Annotated in this window: 9 protein-coding genes and 1 tRNA gene; 8 read left to right on the top strand and 2 right to left on the bottom strand. The window is 68.9% G+C overall.

The features are described 5' to 3' along the window. The first annotated feature begins 206 nt into the window (after positions 1-206). The 4 genes from tmk to ACFVW8_RS33965 all read left to right on the top strand — a co-directional run bounded on the left by tmk (position 207) and on the right by ACFVW8_RS33965 (position 6,971). Complete coding sequence (gene tmk, locus ACFVW8_RS33980; protein WP_389696948.1) at positions 207-3,539, top strand: dTMP kinase; 3,333 nt, start codon at positions 207-209, stop codon at positions 3,537-3,539. Between the two features lie 311 nt (positions 3,540-3,850). Then, a complete protein-coding gene (locus ACFVW8_RS33975; RefSeq protein WP_389696946.1) occupies positions 3,851-5,056 on the top strand; it encodes a DNA polymerase III subunit delta' in 1,206 nt (401 codons plus the stop codon). 177 nt (positions 5,057-5,233) lie between these two features. Beyond that, entirely contained in the window at positions 5,234-6,778 is a 1,545-nt protein-coding gene (locus tag ACFVW8_RS33970; RefSeq protein WP_389696944.1) for an alpha/beta hydrolase, read from the top strand. Between the two features lie 119 nt (positions 6,779-6,897). Next, positions 6,898-6,971 (top strand) — tRNA-Thr (locus tag ACFVW8_RS33965). 589 nt (positions 6,972-7,560) lie between these two features. Here the strand turns inward: ACFVW8_RS33965 and ACFVW8_RS33960 are convergent. Then, complete coding sequence (locus ACFVW8_RS33960; protein ID WP_389696942.1) at positions 7,561-8,823, bottom strand: cation:proton antiporter; 1,263 nt, start codon at positions 8,821-8,823, stop codon at positions 7,561-7,563. A gap of 458 nt (positions 8,824-9,281) precedes the next feature. Then, the gene (locus tag ACFVW8_RS33955; RefSeq protein ID WP_389696940.1) at positions 9,282-10,739 is read right to left on the bottom strand and encodes an NAD(P)/FAD-dependent oxidoreductase; all 1,458 of its coding nucleotides are present in this window, start codon (positions 10,737-10,739) and stop codon (positions 9,282-9,284) included. Between the two features lie 487 nt (positions 10,740-11,226). Between ACFVW8_RS33955 and fabG the strand changes: the two genes are divergently transcribed. The 4 genes from fabG to rfbA all read left to right on the top strand — a co-directional run bounded on the left by fabG (position 11,227) and on the right by rfbA (position 15,681). Further along, entirely contained in the window at positions 11,227-11,967 is a 741-nt protein-coding gene (fabG, locus tag ACFVW8_RS33950; protein WP_389696938.1) for a 3-oxoacyl-ACP reductase FabG, read from the top strand. A 24-nt stretch (positions 11,968-11,991) separates the two neighbouring features. Next, on the top strand, positions 11,992-13,440 hold the full coding sequence (locus ACFVW8_RS33945; protein ID WP_389696936.1) for an NDP-hexose 2,3-dehydratase family protein: 1,449 nt from the start codon (positions 11,992-11,994) through the stop codon (positions 13,438-13,440). A gap of 307 nt (positions 13,441-13,747) precedes the next feature. Then, positions 13,748-14,737: a dTDP-glucose 4,6-dehydratase gene (gene rfbB / locus ACFVW8_RS33940; RefSeq protein ID WP_389696934.1), complete on the top strand. Its 990-nt coding sequence runs from the start codon at positions 13,748-13,750 to the stop codon at positions 14,735-14,737. Positions 14,738-14,805: 68 nt separating this feature from the next. Then, positions 14,806-15,681 (top strand): glucose-1-phosphate thymidylyltransferase RfbA, encoded by an 876-nt coding sequence (gene rfbA, locus ACFVW8_RS33935; RefSeq protein WP_389696932.1) that lies wholly within the window; start codon positions 14,806-14,808, stop codon positions 15,679-15,681. Positions 15,682-15,735 lie beyond the last annotated feature (54 nt).

Raw genomic sequence — 15,735 nt, 5'->3', positions numbered from 1 at the left:
CCGCTCCTCAACCGCCGGAGGGGCTGGGTTTGGGGCTGAGGTGGGGACACAGGCGGGGTTTGGGCTGGGTTTGGGGGCTGGGGTGGGGACACAGGCGGGGTTTGGGCTGGGTTTGGGGCTGGGGCGGGAGGCAACAGGGCCGGTGTGGTGGTCGTATGTTCGGACGCGGCCCCCGGGCGCGGGGTCGCTCCCGATAGGCTGGGCGGATGACGCGAGCCGAGCAGCCAACGGTCGTGAGCCCCACCTCCGACACACTTGCCGCAGACTCACGCGAGCGCGCCGTACGAGCCCTGTTGCGTGTTCCCCCGCTGAAGCGGTTGTGGAGCGCCCAGCTCGTCGGCGGTATTGGCGATGCACTCGCCCTTCTCGTGCTGGTGCTGCTGTCGCTGCAAGCGGCGGTCCTTGAGGGCTCATTCGGATCCGGATACCGCGGGGCGGCCTTCGCCGTCGCCGCCGTGTTCGGGGCCCGAATTATTTCCACCTTGCTCTTCGGAGCCGTACTCCTGGGGCCGTTGACGGCCCTGACGGCGCCGGGCGGGCCGCTCGACCGGCGGTGGCTGATGATCGGGGCGGACGGGCTGCGGCTCGCGCTGCTGGTCGTCGCGCCGCTGTGGATCGACTGGATGCCCGACCGGGCGCTCATGATGATTCTGATCACTGTCTTCGTCACCGGCGTCGGCGAACGCCTGTGGCGGGTCGCCAAGGAGAGAGCCGCTCCGGCGCTGCTGCCCGCCCCGCCCATCGAGGGCGCCGCGGTCCGCCCGCTGCCGGACCACCTCGACGCACTGCGCCGGCTCTCCCTGCGTACCGACTTCGCCGCCGTCCCCATCGCCGCGGCCGTGCTGCTGGTGGCCACGCTGATCGGAAATCTGCTGGGCTCGGGCCTGGACTGGTTCTCGTTCCACCAGGCGGCGCTCGGTTCGTACGTAGCGGCCGGGCTGTTCTCCGCCTCCATCTCCATCCTGTACTTCCTGGAACTGCCCGGTACGCAGACGCCCCGTCCCCGCTCGCCCTTGGAGGGGCTGCGCCGGCCGTCCACGGGCAGCGGACCGGACAAGGGCCGTACCGGTGCCATCCCGCTGATCGTCGCGACCGCGGCCGCGGTCGCCGGAGCCATCGCGGCCGCGGCCGCCGTCGCTGTACTGCACGCCACCGACCTGGGCGGCGGGCCCGCCACCCTCGCGCTGCTGATCCTCGCCCTGACCGGCGGCACGGGCGTCGGCATCCGTACGGCCGGCAGGGTGCTCCCGACCCTGTCGCGGCGTCGGCTGCTCTCCCTGGCCACCGCCGTCACCGGCGTCGCGCTCCTGGCGATGGGCCTGGTCCCGGACACGGCGACCGTCGTGCTGATCGCCGTACTCGCCGGATACGCGGCGGGTGTCGCCGCGAACACCGGTCATGTCCTCGTCGACCAGGAGACCGAGGAGTTCCGCCGGGCGCGGACCACCGAACACCTTCAGGCTGTCGTCCGGGTCCTGATCGCGCTCGGCGCGGTCGGTGGCCCGCTGGTGGCCGCCGCCATAGGCACGCACCGTCTGACAGCCGGTGACTTCGTCTTCGCACACGGCGGTGCGGCCTTCACGCTGATGCTGATCGGCGCACTGCTGCTGCCGGTCGCTGCGATCGTGCTCGCGAAGACGGACGACCGTTCCGGAGTGCCGCTGCGCCGCGATCTGCGTGAGGCGCTGCGTGGTGGCGACCCTGTGGTCGCGCCCGCCGCGACCGGTTTCTTCCTCGCCCTGGAGGGCGGCGACGGGGCCGGTAAGTCCACCCAGGTCGAGGCGCTGGCCGAGTGGATCCGCGCCAAGGGCCACGAGGTCGTGGTCACCCGTGAACCGGGCGCGACCCCGGTCGGCAAGCGGCTGCGCTCGATCCTGCTCGACGTGTCGTCGGCCGGGCTCTCCAACCGCGCCGAGGCGCTGCTGTACGCCGCCGACCGTGCCGAGCACGTCGACTCGGTCGTGCGTCCGGCGCTGGAGCGTGGTGCGATCGTCATCTCCGACCGCTACATCGACTCGTCCGTGGCCTACCAGGGCGCGGGCCGTGATCTCGCACCGACCGAGATCGCCCGGATCTCGCGGTGGGCGACGAGCGGCCTCGTACCGCATCTGACGGTGCTTCTGGACGTCGACCCGGAGACCGCCCGGGAGCGGTTCACCGAGGCGCCGGACCGGCTGGAGTCGGAGCCGCCCGAGTTCCACGCCCGGGTGCGATCCGGCTTCCTGACGCTGGCCGCGGCCGACTCGACGCGCTATCTGGTGGTGGACGCCGGGCAGGACCCGGAGTCGATCACCACGGTCGTACGCCACCGGCTCGACCAGCTCCTTCCGCTCTCCGAGGCCGAGATCAAGGCCCTGGAAGAGGCACGCAAGGCCGCAGAGGAGGAGGCCAGGCGCCTCGCCGAGGAAGAGGCGGCGCGCAAGGCGGAGGAGGAGCGTCTGGAGCGCGAGCGGCAGGAACAGCTCGCCAGGCTCCGTGCCGAGGAGGAGGAGCGCAAGCGCCAGGAACTGGAGGAAGCGCGCCGACGCGAGGCCGAACGCCAGGCGGAGGAGGCCCGGCAGCGCGCCGAGGAGGCCCGCCGGCTCGCGGAGGAGGAGCGGGCCAGGCAGGCGGCCGAGGAAGCGGTCCGTGAGGCCGAGCAGGCGCGGCTGCGCCGCCAGGCAGAGGAAGAGGCGCGGCTGCGTCAGGAGGCCGAGGCGAAGCGCCTGGAGAAGCAGCGCAAGGCCGAGGAGGCCCTGCTGAGGGCAGAGGCGGCGCGCCGTCAGGCGGAAGCCGAGTCGGCTGCCGCGGCCGAGGCCGCGCGGGCGGAGGCAGCTGCCGCAGAGGCGGAAGCGGCTGAGGCCGCAGCGGAGGCCGAGGCGGCCGCGCGTGCCTCCCGGGCTTCGTCGTCCGGCTCGTCTTCGTCGTCCGGCTCGTCCGGGGCCTCCGTTCCCGACAACGAGCTGACGGTGCCGACCCCCATCGTCAACCCGAACGAGATCACCCAGCCGGTTCCTTCCCCGGTGGACCCCTCGTCGGGTCAGGGGACGAATCCGTCGTCGGGTTCCTCCCGTTCCAGGTCCGGTTCCTCGTCCGCTCCCTGGCCCTCCGACGAGGCCGAGACGACGATGATCCCGAAGGTCGACGACCCGTCCGGCCGCCCCTCCGAGGGCCCCGGCGGGCGTGACGCGACAGGTGCGATGGACGAGACGGCGGTGCTTCCGCCGGTACGGGACGTGGGCCGCGGATCCGCGCGGGACGCCGATCCGGCTGACCGGGTACCACGGGGCATCTTCCGGGACGAGCGCCCGGCCGGATCAGCGCCCGAGGGCGAGAACGAGCGCACCCGCGAGCTCCCGCAGGTCACCGACCCGCACGCGCCCCAGCAGCCGGCCCCGGAGGAGCAGGAGCGCGCCGGCCGGTCCTCCCGGCGGCCCCGCCCCGACTGGGCGGAGGAGACCCCGCTGGACGATCTGCCGACGCTGGCGGACGAACTGCTGGGCGACCACGACGACGAGGGCCCGGCATCCTCGGGACGGGGACGCCGCCCGCGTCGCTGACCCGGCACTCCGGTACGCGGGGAGGGAGTTCCGGGGAGTCCGGGGCTCCCTCCCCCCTGTCTCTCTCCCTCCCTGCGTGCGGGTAGCCGCGGGGAGCGTTGTGCCCGGGATGATGCTCCGGACTACGGGGAGAACCCGGGGACGCTCCGTGGCTCGCCGGGAAAGCCCCGGACGCGCCTCGGGCAGGCCGGCCAACCGGTCTGCCGGGATTGTCAGACCCGTCCCCCACAATGGGAAGCCGGGAGCCACACAGGGCGGCGCCGCTCCACGGAGGGCAGTGCGGCCGTACACCACCGGAAGGGCGGAGACCCATGTCCGTATGGGACGACCTGGTCGGCCAGGACCGGGTGCAGGAGCAGCTCGGTGCCGCCGCCCGGGACGCCGACGTGCTGGTCTCCGCCATCTCGGCGGGAGAGCCGGTGCCGCCCGGTTCGAAGATGACGCACGCCTGGCTGTTCACCGGCCCGCCGGGCTCCGGGCGGTCCACCGCCGCCCGGGCCTTCGCCGCCGCCCTGCAGTGCACCAGCCCGGACCGTGCCCTGGGCGGGGCGCCGGGCTGCGGTTTCTGCGACGGCTGTCACACCAGCCTCATCGGTACGCACGCCGATGTCGACGTGATCCGCACCGACCTGCTCTCCATCGGTGTGAAGGAGACCCGCGAGCTGGTTCGCCGCGCCCAGCTCTCCCCGGCCGTCGGACGCTGGCAGGTCATCGTCATGGAGGACGCGGACCGCCTCACCGAAGGCGCGGGCAACGTCCTGCTGAAGGCGATCGAGGAGCCCGCGCCGCGTACGGTGTGGCTGCTCTGCGCACCCTCCCTCGAAGACGTGCTGCCCACGATCCGTTCGCGCTGCCGTCACCTCACGCTGCGCACCCCGCCGGTCGACGCAGTCGCCGACGTGCTGATCCGGCGCGACGGCATCGATCCGGACCGCGCCATGTCCGCCGCCCGTGCCACCCAGGGACACATCGGCAGGGCCCGCCGCCTCGCCACGGACGAGCGGGCGCGTTCCCGTCGCGCGGCCGTCCTCAAACTGCCGTTGCGCATCGACGACATCGGCGGCTGTCTGAAGGCCGCACAGGAACTGATCGACACCGCCACCGACGACGCGAAACAGGCCTCCGAGGATGTGGACGTCAAGGAGACGGAAGACATGAAGGCCGCCCTCGGCGCGTCCGCCGGTGGCCGGATGCCCCGGGGCACGGCCGGGGTGATGAAGGATCTGGAGGACAAGCAGAAGCGCCGCAAGACCCGTACGCAGCGCGACAGCCTGGACCTGGCGCTCACCGAACTGACCGGCTTCTACCGCGATGTGCTCGCCCTTCAGCTGGGCTCGCGGATCGCCATCGCCAATGCCGACGCCCAGGACTCCCTGGACCGTGTCGTCCGCGCGTCCACCCCCGAGCGGACCCTGCGCCGGATCGAGGCCGTGACCGCCTGCCGCCGGGCGCTGGACCGCAATGTGGCCCCGCTGCTCGCGGTGGAGGCGATGACGATGGCGCTGCGTGACGGCTGACGCCTCGGTCCGCCGGGTGCCGAGTGCGATCGGCCGGGTGCCGAGTACGGTCCGCCGGGTGCCGAGTGCGATCGGCCGAGTGCCGCCCGGGCGCCGCCGAGTGGCACCGGACGCCGCCGAATCACCCGAATGAGCAGGGAATCGGGCGAGTCGTCACCCGGCGGCTACGCTCCCGACATGGACACCAGGCGCCCGTTCCGCACCTTCGCCATCGCGCTCGGCACTGCCGGCCTCCTCATCTCCGGCTGCAGCAGTGGAAGTTCGACGAACAGCGCCTCGTCGTCCACGCCGGCGGCCTCCGCCTCTGCCGTCCCCGCCGCGCTGAAGACGTTCTACGAGCAGGACCTCACATGGCGCGACTGCGGTGTCACGGGATTCCAGTGCAGCACGATGAAGGCGCCGCTCGACTACGCGAAGCCGAACGGCGACGCGATCAAGCTGGCGGTCTCCCGCAAGAAGGCCACCGGGCCCGGCAAGCGGATCGGCTCCCTGCTGGTGAACCCGGGCGGTCCCGGCGGGTCGGCCATCGGCTACCTCCAGGGCTACGCGGCGATCGGCTACCCCGCCCAGGTGCGGGCCCGCTACGACATGGTCGCCATCGACCCGCGCGGGGTGGCGCGCAGCGAGCCCGTCGAATGCCTCACCGGTTCACAGATGGACGCCTACACGCAGGTCGACCAGACGCCGGACGACGCCGGTGAGGTCACCGCGCTGAGCGGGGCGTTCAAGAAGTTCGCCACAGGCTGCAAGCAGCGCTCCGGGGAGATCCTGCCGCATGTGTCCACCGTGGAGACGGCGCGGGACATGGACATCCTGCGGGCCCTGCTCGGTGACGAGCGGCTGAACTACGTCGGGGCCTCGTACGGCACCTTCCTCGGCGCGACGTATGCCGAGCTCTTCCCCGCGCGGTCCGGCCGGCTCGTCCTCGACGGTGCGATGGACCCCTCGCTCCCGTCGGTCGAGATGAACCGCGACCAGACGGCGGGGTTCGAGACCGCGTTCCAGTCCTTCGCCGGGGACTGCGTGAAGAAGTCGGACTGCCCGCTCGGCACCACGTCGGCCTCCGACGCCGCGAAAAAGCTGAACCAGCTCTTCGCCGGCCTCGATGCCAAACCGATCGCCACGGGGGAGTCCCGCAAGCTCGGTGAGTCCCTCGCCACCACGGGTGTCATCGCCGCGATGTACGACGAGACGGCCTGGCCGCAGCTCCGCGAGGCGCTGTCCGCCGCCGAATCGGGCGACGGTTCAGGCCTGCTCTCGCTGGCGGACAGCTACTACGAGCGCGAGCCCAACGGCACGTACGCGAATCTGATGTACGCCAACGCAGCCGTGAACTGCATCGACCTTCCGCCCGCCTTCACCACCTCCAAGGCGGTCACCAAGGCACTCCCCGGCTTCGAGAAGGCCTCCCCGGTCTTCGGCAAGGGCTTCGCCTGGGCCTCCTTGAACTGCGCCTACTGGCCGGTACGCGCCACCGGCACCCCGCACCGCATCAAGGCCGAGGGCGCGGCCCCGATCGTGGTCGTCGGCACCACCCGGGACCCGGCCACCCCGTACAAGTGGGCCGAGTCACTGGCGGGCCAGCTCTCCTCCGGGAACCTCCTCACCTACCAGGGCGACGGACACACGGCCTACGGCCGCGGCAGCGACTGCATCGACACGGCGATCAACACGTACCTCCTGGAGGGCACTCCTCCGAGCGACGGCAAGAAGTGCTCCTGAGCCTCCCCATCCGGCATCTGACCTGCGGATAAGCCGCTGCAGCGGGCTGGTGCGGAGCACCCTCGGAAACTGTGTAGACTTGGCGTCGCTGCTGATCGCATCATGGTGCGACAGGGCGCGCCGCCTTAGCTCAGTTGGCCAGAGCAACGCACTCGTAATGCGTAGGTCTCGGGTTCGAATCCCGAAGGCGGCTCTGTGGAAGCCTCAGGACTCACTCGCCGTGACCTGGGGCTTTTGCTTTTTTTGGGACCTGGTGGCAGACCTCCCCCGAAGGTTGCCGAGAGGCTGCGTGAGCGAAGGGTGGCCAAGGAGGGGGCACGTGCGCAGCGAGGGTGCGGAGGCGTGGCCACAGAGGGACGAGGATCCTGCACGACCCTGGGAGCATCCGAGGGCAGCGGTGTCGGTGGGGCCGGTTCTCGTGCGGCCGCTCTTTCTGTGAGGTCCATCCGGGCCGGTGCGTGCTCGGGGCCTCATGAGTTCCGGATCAGGTGAGGCGAGCTGTGGGCTGTCCCGTAACCCCTGGCGGGCGCGCTGATCCACCAGGGATTACGGGACAGCCCTCAGCCGGCAGGGGCTGAAACGGCAAGAACGCCGTGGCTACGAGGGAGCTGACACCGGTCCGTGGCCGGAGGCGGGACTGGGGGAGCCGACACGCCGCCGGGTCCCGGGCCGATCCTGACGATCTCTGGAAGCAGGAGCCCGGCCTGATACTCGCGGAATCCACGCCGAGAGTTCTGACTCCCTCCTCCGGCGCACTGCCGCCACGGTCCGCCGTCGGCAAACTACCGCGAGGAGTTTGTGGCCACGGGTTTCAGCTCCCGCTCTCGGGCCGGCTGCGGGAGGTCGACCGGCTTGGCGTAGACGCGAGACAACAGCGGCCCGGTCATCGCCGTCGTCACCACGGCCATCACGACCATCAGCGAGTAGAGCGAGCCGTCCAGCAGCCCGATTTGGAGTCCGACACCGAGGATCACCAGCTCGGTCAGTCCGCGGGTGTTCATCAGGACAGCGAGCGCCGAGGCCGGCCGGGGCGGCAGGCCCTGGCTACGGGAGCCGAGGTAGGTGCCGCCCAACTTGCCGACGAGCGCGACCAGGAGGATCACCCCCAGCTGTGCGAACTCTCCGGGGCCGAGCCCGCCCAAGTCGACGTTGAGGCCGGCCACCACGAAGTACACCGGCAGCAGCAGCGAGGTGACCTGGCCCGTCCGGCCGTGGATCTCGGTGCGGACGGCGTCCGCACCGGTCCGGGGCATCACCACGCCGAACAGGAATGCGCCGAAAATGAAGTGCATCCCCATCGCCTCGGTGGCCGCCGCGGACAGCAGCGCACCGATCAGCACCACGGCGAACTTCTGCGGGCCGAGAGGAACGGCCCGTCCGCCCGGGGCCAGCAGAGTGCGCAGCAGCGGACGCACCACCAGCAGCATCACTGCGAGGAAGGGCACGGTGAGCGCCACCAGCCAGTGCTCCGAGCCGCCGCCGACCGCCGCCTGCACGCCGGCCAGAGCCGTCCACGCGACCACGTCGACCGCGGCGGCTACGGCCAGCGCGAGACCGCCGACAGCGGTGTTGCCCAGACGGCGGTCGGCGAGGATCCGGGCGAGCACCGGGAAGGCCGTCACCGAGACGGACAGCCCGATGAAGACGACGAACGCCGCGTGGTTGGAGCTGCTGTGGCCGTGCAGCAGGTAGAACGCCAGCGGGATGCCGAGTGCGAAGGGAACGAGAGTGGAGCCGAGCACCGTTGCGGCGGCGACCCGGCCCCGGCCCCGCAGCTTGCCGCTCTCCAGTTCAAGTCCGACCCCGAACATGAACAGGGCGACGCCGACGTTGGCCATCCCGGTGAGCAGCGGGCGGATGCCGGCCGGGAACAGCGCGTCCGACACCGCCCCGTGCAGCAGGGTGGGTCCGAGCAGCACGCCCGCGAGGATCTCGCCCACCACGGGCGGCTGCCGGATCCGGCCCGCCAGCCGGCCGAGTCCGTGGGACAAGAAGAGGATCAGCGCGATGTCGACGAACAGCAACTGCACCTGATGGCTGGTCATACCCCGTATCCCTCGCTCCGATAATCCGGCTTGGGCTCACTGTCATGGTCGTGTTGGCGGTCCGGGCACACCGCGGTCCGGGCACACCGCGGACCTCGCCATCTCGGGGACCCCTGCCCTGGAGGCCGTGGCAAGCGGTCGCCGCTTCGACTTTGTGACGGCCGCGACCGCGACCGCTGCCGCTGATGCAGCGCATCCGAGTGCCGTCGAACGAGCAGGGCGCCGAGAGAGGGGGCAGGCCGACCCGTAACCGCTCCGCCCTGCGCTGCCCTCCGTGCCCGGGCAAGCGGGCGCGGAGAGCAGCTGGTCTGTCGAGAAACAGGTTTGCGTACCGGGGCGGAGCGCCAGCAGGCCACCGGCGCCGATCGGTCGATCACCGCGTCGCACGCCCGGCACACCGTCAGGGGTACACAGGGCGAACGACCACGGGAGTACCGACGCCGCGTCTCGACCTGATGCTAAGAAGCGGCGGACCGCAGACCCAGCCGTGGCTGCATGACCAGATGCAGTCCGCTCACGGTGTCATAGAGGTCATTGGCGTCGATGACCCCCGGTGCCGCGGTGAGACGCTCGCCGGGCGCGGTTTCACCCTGCGCCCGTGCCTGCGCCACCGCCGCGGCGATGAGCAACTGCTGTACAGGTGAGGGATCCCCGGTTGTCGCCTTCTCGATGATCTCCTGGATCGGGCGCCCGCCCCGCCCCGCTGTGTCCGCCGCCTCACGCATGTCGGTCAGGCCTGCGGTGATCTCCCCGAACGACTGCGCCGAGGAGTGCCAGTGCTCCGGCTCCTGGCGGGCCAGGGTCTCGGCGAGCGCGAAGTAGCGGTCCTTGCCGGCGTGCTTCTGGTAAAACCCGGCGACCAGAGTGAAGAGTCGCTGGTAAGCGTTGCGGAACAACGACTCGTAGAAGGCCAGCGCCTCGCGCTCGCTGACGTCGCCGTCGGCGATTGCCACGACCGAGGCCGCTGCGAGCAACCCGCTGTACATGCCGAGGTGAACGCCGGTGGAAAGCAGCGGATCAAGGAAGCACGCCGCGTCTCCCAGCAGGAAGTGGCCGGAGCCACAAAAGCTGTCGGCAGCATACGAAAAGTCCTGCTCCACCCGGGCTCCGGGCTGGAAGGTGCCCTTGGCCAGTACATCTCGTACGGCGGGCGACTCGTCCACCACCTTCAGGAGCATCTCGTCGAGCGAGCCGAACTCCTTGCGGCGCTCGACGAAAACCGACTTGTGGGCGACGAATCCGACACTGAAGCGGTTGTCCCGCAGCGGGATGACCCAGTACCAGCCCTCGGGGGAGGAGATGACGTTGATCCCGCCGGAGGGGCTGCCGGGCAGCAGTTCACCACCCTTCCAATACCCCCAGATCGCCACATTGCGGAAGATCTCTTGGGGTCGCCGGTCATTGAAGTGCTGGGCACTGATGAGACCTGCCCGGCCCGAGGCATCGAGGACGTAGTCGGCCCGCGAGATTTGTTTGGCCTTTTCGCCGGGCGCTGTCCATTCCACACCAGTGGCGCGGTCGCCCTCGAAGATGACCCGGTGGACATGCGCCCCTTGCACGACCTGGGCGCCGCTCTCACCCGCGTGCTCCAGCAGCACGGTGTCGAAATCGTCGCGGTCCACCTGCCAGGACCGGATGTCAGGGCCGAACTGTTGGGTCCAGTCGATGGCCCAGTCCTTCTCCTCGCCCCATCGCACCAGCAGGCCCGTTTTCGATGTGTAGCCTCGGGCGTCGATCTTTTCGAGTGCCCCGACATAGTCGAGAATCACGCGGCAGGAGGTCGAGAAGGATTCCCCGATATGATATCGCGGGAATGTGGCCCGCTCCAGCAGGGTGACTGATATCCCTGCTCGTGCGAGCAGTGCGGCGGCGGTGGAACCAGCCGGACCGCCACCGACCACGATTACCTGAGTCACAAACTCACCCTCCGTTTATCCGAGTGGCGTCCTGGCGTGACCGGCGCTGGGCAAACAGCGTTCAAGCTGAGCACGCACTGCCTCTACTCGCCTGGCATGGGGCGGCCGATCCGCCGGCTACCGGGCATACGCAGCCGCCGTGCCTGACTGCTGCGGCGTTCCTCATCTCGTTCACGACCACTTCACCGGATGTCATCCAACAGCTTCTTCGGGACTCCAGTGAAGTTCAAGTCGCAGAATTCTATGTTTTTACTAGGTTGTAGCGCGCAAACGCTAACTCCGAATAGCCGGGCATTGGGGGCGATACGGGTGAACTGCGACGATCGCCGAGCGCAGGTGGATGGCAGATCGAGGGTGGCTGCTCGTCATGATCTAGCGAAAAATTAGAGGACCGCTGCTTGTGCTCTGCGTTAACTCCGAAGAGGCTGTTGCGTAATGTCCGGTGAGCTGAGTCTCGGCTGGATCGACGACAACGGGGAGTTGCATAGTGAGCCACAGTGTCCGGCGTATCGCCCTGGTGACGGGCGGCTCGCGCGGAATTGGCCGAGCCGTGGTGCTGCGGTTGGTTCGCGACGGATTCGATGTAGCGTTCTGCTATCAGCATGAATCGGAGGCGGTCGCCGGCCTGGAGAAAGCCGTGACGGAACTCGGCGGGCGCGTGTCGCACCGTCGGGTGAATGTAGCAGACGCGGCGCAGGTGCGAGAATGGGTGCTCGACGTCGAGAACTCATTCGGGCCTGTCGACGTGGTGGTCACCTCCGCAGGAATCGTGCGCGACGGGCCGCTGGTGATGATGCAGGACAAGGATTGGCAGGATGTCATAGATGTCAATCTCAACGGCACATACAACGTCTGCCGGGCCGCGGTTTTCGGGATGCTGAAGCGCAAATCCGGATGCATTGTCAATATATCTTCGGTGGCGGGTGTGCACGGGAATTCGACCCAGACGAACTATTCCGCCTCGAAGGCCGGAATCATTGGATTCACGAAGGCCCTTTCGAAAGAGGTCGGCCGGTATGCTGTCCGCGTCAACGCGGTGGCGCCCGGATACATCGAGACCGATATGGTTGCCGGAATTACCGACGGATTGCGAAGCAAAGCCGTGGCCGGCATCTCGCTGGGTCGGATGGGTCAGCCCGATGAGGTGGCGGACGCGGTCGCGTACCTGGTGACGGCGGAATACGTCACCGGCGCGGTGCTCCAGATCGATGGCGGCCTTTCGATCTGAGTCCTTTACATGAGGAGCCCAGGTATGAGCCCCACCAAGACACTGCGAACAGAGCGCTCCACCAGGGAGTCCGTGGACAGCGGCCGCCGTTTCACGAGGTCGGCGTCTCTTCTCGATTCCACGGTGACCTCGAACGACGACTTCGACCGCTGGTTCGCCGACCAGCGGGTTCGCAACCGGTTCGACGTCAACCGCATACCGTTCAAGGACCTGCATGACTGGCAGTTCAACTCGGAGACCGGAAACCTGGGCCACACCAGCGGTCGGTTCTTCACCGTCGAGGGTCTCCGTGTCGAGACGAACTGGGGTCATTGCCCCTCGTGGGCGCAGCCAATCATCAATCAGCCCGAGATCGGCATCCTTGGAATCGTGGTCAAGGAGTTCGACGGTGTTCTGCACTGCCTGATGCAGGCGAAGATGGAACCCGGGAATCTCAACACCATCCAGCTCTCACCGACGGTGCAGGCCACTCGCAGCAATTTCACCGGAGTGCACGGCGGACGCGGGATCACCTTCATCGAGTACTTCAGGGACCCGGGACGAGGGCGGGTAGTCGTCGACTCGCTCCAGTCCGAGCAGGCCTCCTGGTTCCTGCGCAAGCGCAACCGGAACATGATCGTGGAGGTCACCGAGGAGGTTCCGCCGCACGAGGACTTCGTCTGGCTGACTGTCGGGCAGATTCATCGGCTCCTGTTCCAGCCCAACATCGTCAACATGGATGCCCGGACCGTACTGTCCTGTATCCCGTTCGACGCACCCAACGGTCCTGCCCGGTGGGGTTCGGCCGGCCAGTTTCGGGAGGGCCTGGTGCGGTCGATGTCAGCCGACCAGGGGTCCTTGCACAGTACGGGCGAGATCCTGAGCTGGCTGACCGACCTCAAGACCCGGCACGCGCTGGTCCAGCGCAGCGTGCCGCTTCAGGAGGTCGAACACTGGCATGTGTCGGCCGACGAGATCGGCCACGAGACGGGGAAGTACTTCACCATCATCGCGGCCGATGTACGGGCCCCCAACCGGGAGGTCATGGCCTGGACCCAGCCACTTCTGGCTCCCGTCGGCCGCGGCCTGGTCGCCATGATCGTCCGGCAGATCGACGGAGTACTGCACCTACTGATCCGGGCCCGGCTGGAGGCTGGAGTGCTCAATGTCGCGGAGCTCGGCCCGACGGTGCAGTGCCTGCCGGGCAACTTCCGTGACCTTCCGGCGGAGCAGCGCCCTCCCTACCTCGACCGAGCGCTGACAGCCGAACCGGGGCAGCTGAGGTACGACGTTGTGCAGTCCGAGGAGGGCGGCCGCTTCTACCACGCCGAGAACCGCTACCAGATCATCGAGGTCGGGGAGGAGTTCGAGCTCGAAGAGGAGCCGGACTGCAGATGGATGACAGTTGATCAGGTGACGCGGCTGCTGCCGCACAGCAATTACCTGAACATCCAGACCCGCAGCCTGCTGGCCGGCCTGCACACCATCTGGTGATCGCTGCACCGCGCCGGTCGACACGTGACGTCGGCGCGAGGGATTGACCGACGGTGCCGACGGCGATTATGCGGTCCGATACGAGGCCTGGAGGGCGCCCACCGGCCCCGGTCGGTGGGGGCGCCTTCCGGCCGGGATCAGGGGGAACTTCAGTGCCGCATCACTTCCCTCTGTGACGGCACGGCGCGGAACGCCCCGCTTGGCCGGGGCAGGGGCACGGCAGGAGGCCGCCTCGTATGACCAGTGGGAACACGCCCGACGGCGGCCAGCCATCCCGGACCTGCCAGGACCTGAGAGAGGTACTTTCATGCGCATTCTCGCTACCGGCGCTGCCGGATTCATCGGCTCCAACTATGTGAGAAAACTACTGTCCGCCGACTATCCCTCCATGCGCGATGTTCAAGTCACGGTGCTCGACAAGCTGACGTATGCCGGCAACCCGGACAACCTTGCGCCTGTGCGGTCGCACCCCGGCCTGACGTTCGTCCGGGGTGACATCTGCGACGCCGTGTTGCTCGCCGAGGTGCTGCCTGGCCATGACGCGGTGGTCAACTTCGCAGCGGAGACACACGTCGACCGCTCGATCGATGGATCGACCGACTTCGTGCGTACCAACGTCATGGGGACGTATGCCCTGTTGGAGGCGGTGCGGGCGGCGCACGTCCCGCGCGTGGTTCATGTCTCAACGGACGAGGTCTACGGCTCGATCGACGAGGGGTCGTGGACCGAGGACAGCCCGCTGCGGCCCAACTCCCCCTATGCCGCGGCCAAGGCCGGTGGGGACCTGCTGGTCCGAGCGTTCGCGCGCACGCACGGGCTCGACGTCAGCGTCACCCGGTGCAGCAACAACTACGGGCCCTACCAGTACCCGGAGAAGGTCATCCCGCTGTTCGTGACCAACCTTCTCGATGGTGGGACGGTCCCGCTGTACGGGGACGGTCTCAACATCCGGGACTGGCTGCACGTGGACGACCACTGCCGCGGTATCCAGCTGGTACTGGACAGGGGGCTTCCCGGCGAGGTCTACAACATCGGCGGTGGCACGGAACTGACGAACAACCAATTGACCGAGCTGCTGCTGGAGGCCTGCGGAGCAGGCCTCCAGCAGGTACGCAGGGTCGCCGACAGACTCGGTCACGACCGCCGCTACTCCCTCGACGACAGCAGGCTGCGCGCTCTGGGTTACGCCCCCGAGGTCCCGCTCCGGGCGGGTCTTGAGCAGACAGTTGCCTGGTACCGCGACAACCCGCAGTGGTGGCGCCCGCTGCGTGGGGCCGCCGCCGAGGCCAGGTCGTGACCGGACGGCAGCCGCCGTTTGCCCCACCAGCATGGTCCCACCCGTACGCCAGTGGCGAGGAGCAGCACATGCGCGGAATCATCCTGGCCGGGGGGACGGGCAGCCGGCTGCGGCCGATCACGACCGTCTCGTCCAAGCAGCTACTCCCGGTCTACGACAAGCCGATGATCTACTACCCGCTGTCCGTCCTGATGCTGGCCGGGATCCGAGAGATCCTGATCATCAGCAATCCCGAGCATCTGGAGAGCTACCGGCTTCTCCTGGGCGACGGCGGACAGTTGGGAATCGATGTCACGTACGCAGCCCAGGATCAGCCGCGTGGGCTCGCCGACGCGTTCAGAGTGGCGCGGGAGTTCATCGGTGACGAGCAGGTCGCCCTGATCCTGGGCGACAACATCTTCTACGGCCACGCACTTACAGAGATTCTTCGCCGGGAGCGGGCCCGACTCGACGGGTGCACCCTGTTCGGATACCCGGTCTCGGACCCCGAGCGCTACGGCGTCGCCACCGTGGACGGGGCGGGACGGATCACCTCGCTGGAGGAGAAGCCGGCCCGTCCCCGATCCAATCTCGCCGTCACCGGCCTCTACCTCTACGACAACGAGGCGGCGGACCTGGCGGCCGGCCTGGAGCCGTCGGCGCGCGGCGAACTGGAGATCACCGATCTGAACCGGATCTTTGTCGACCAGGGCAGGGCCCGTTTGATCGACCTTGGCCGAGGCAGCGCCTGGTTCGACACGGGCACGCACGACAGCCTGATGGACGCGGGCCTGTTCGTCCAGATCCTCGCCAAGAGGCAGAGCATCCGCCTGGCCTGCGTGGAGGAAGTCGCCTTCCGGATGGGCTTCATCGATGCCGGCCAGCTGGCGGTGCTCGGAAAGGCCCTCGCCGCCTCGTCGGCGTCCGGCTACGGGAGGTACCTGCAGGAACTGTCCGGGGTCTGACCGTACGAGCTGCCGCGCGTCGGCGGCCGGGTACGCGGGGGCGCCGCCGTACCC

Source organism: Streptomyces sp. NPDC058221, assembly GCF_042882365.1.
Classification (GTDB): Bacteria; Actinomycetota; Actinomycetes; order Streptomycetales; family Streptomycetaceae; genus Streptomyces.
This window is presented reverse-complemented; position numbering and strand designations above follow the sequence as displayed.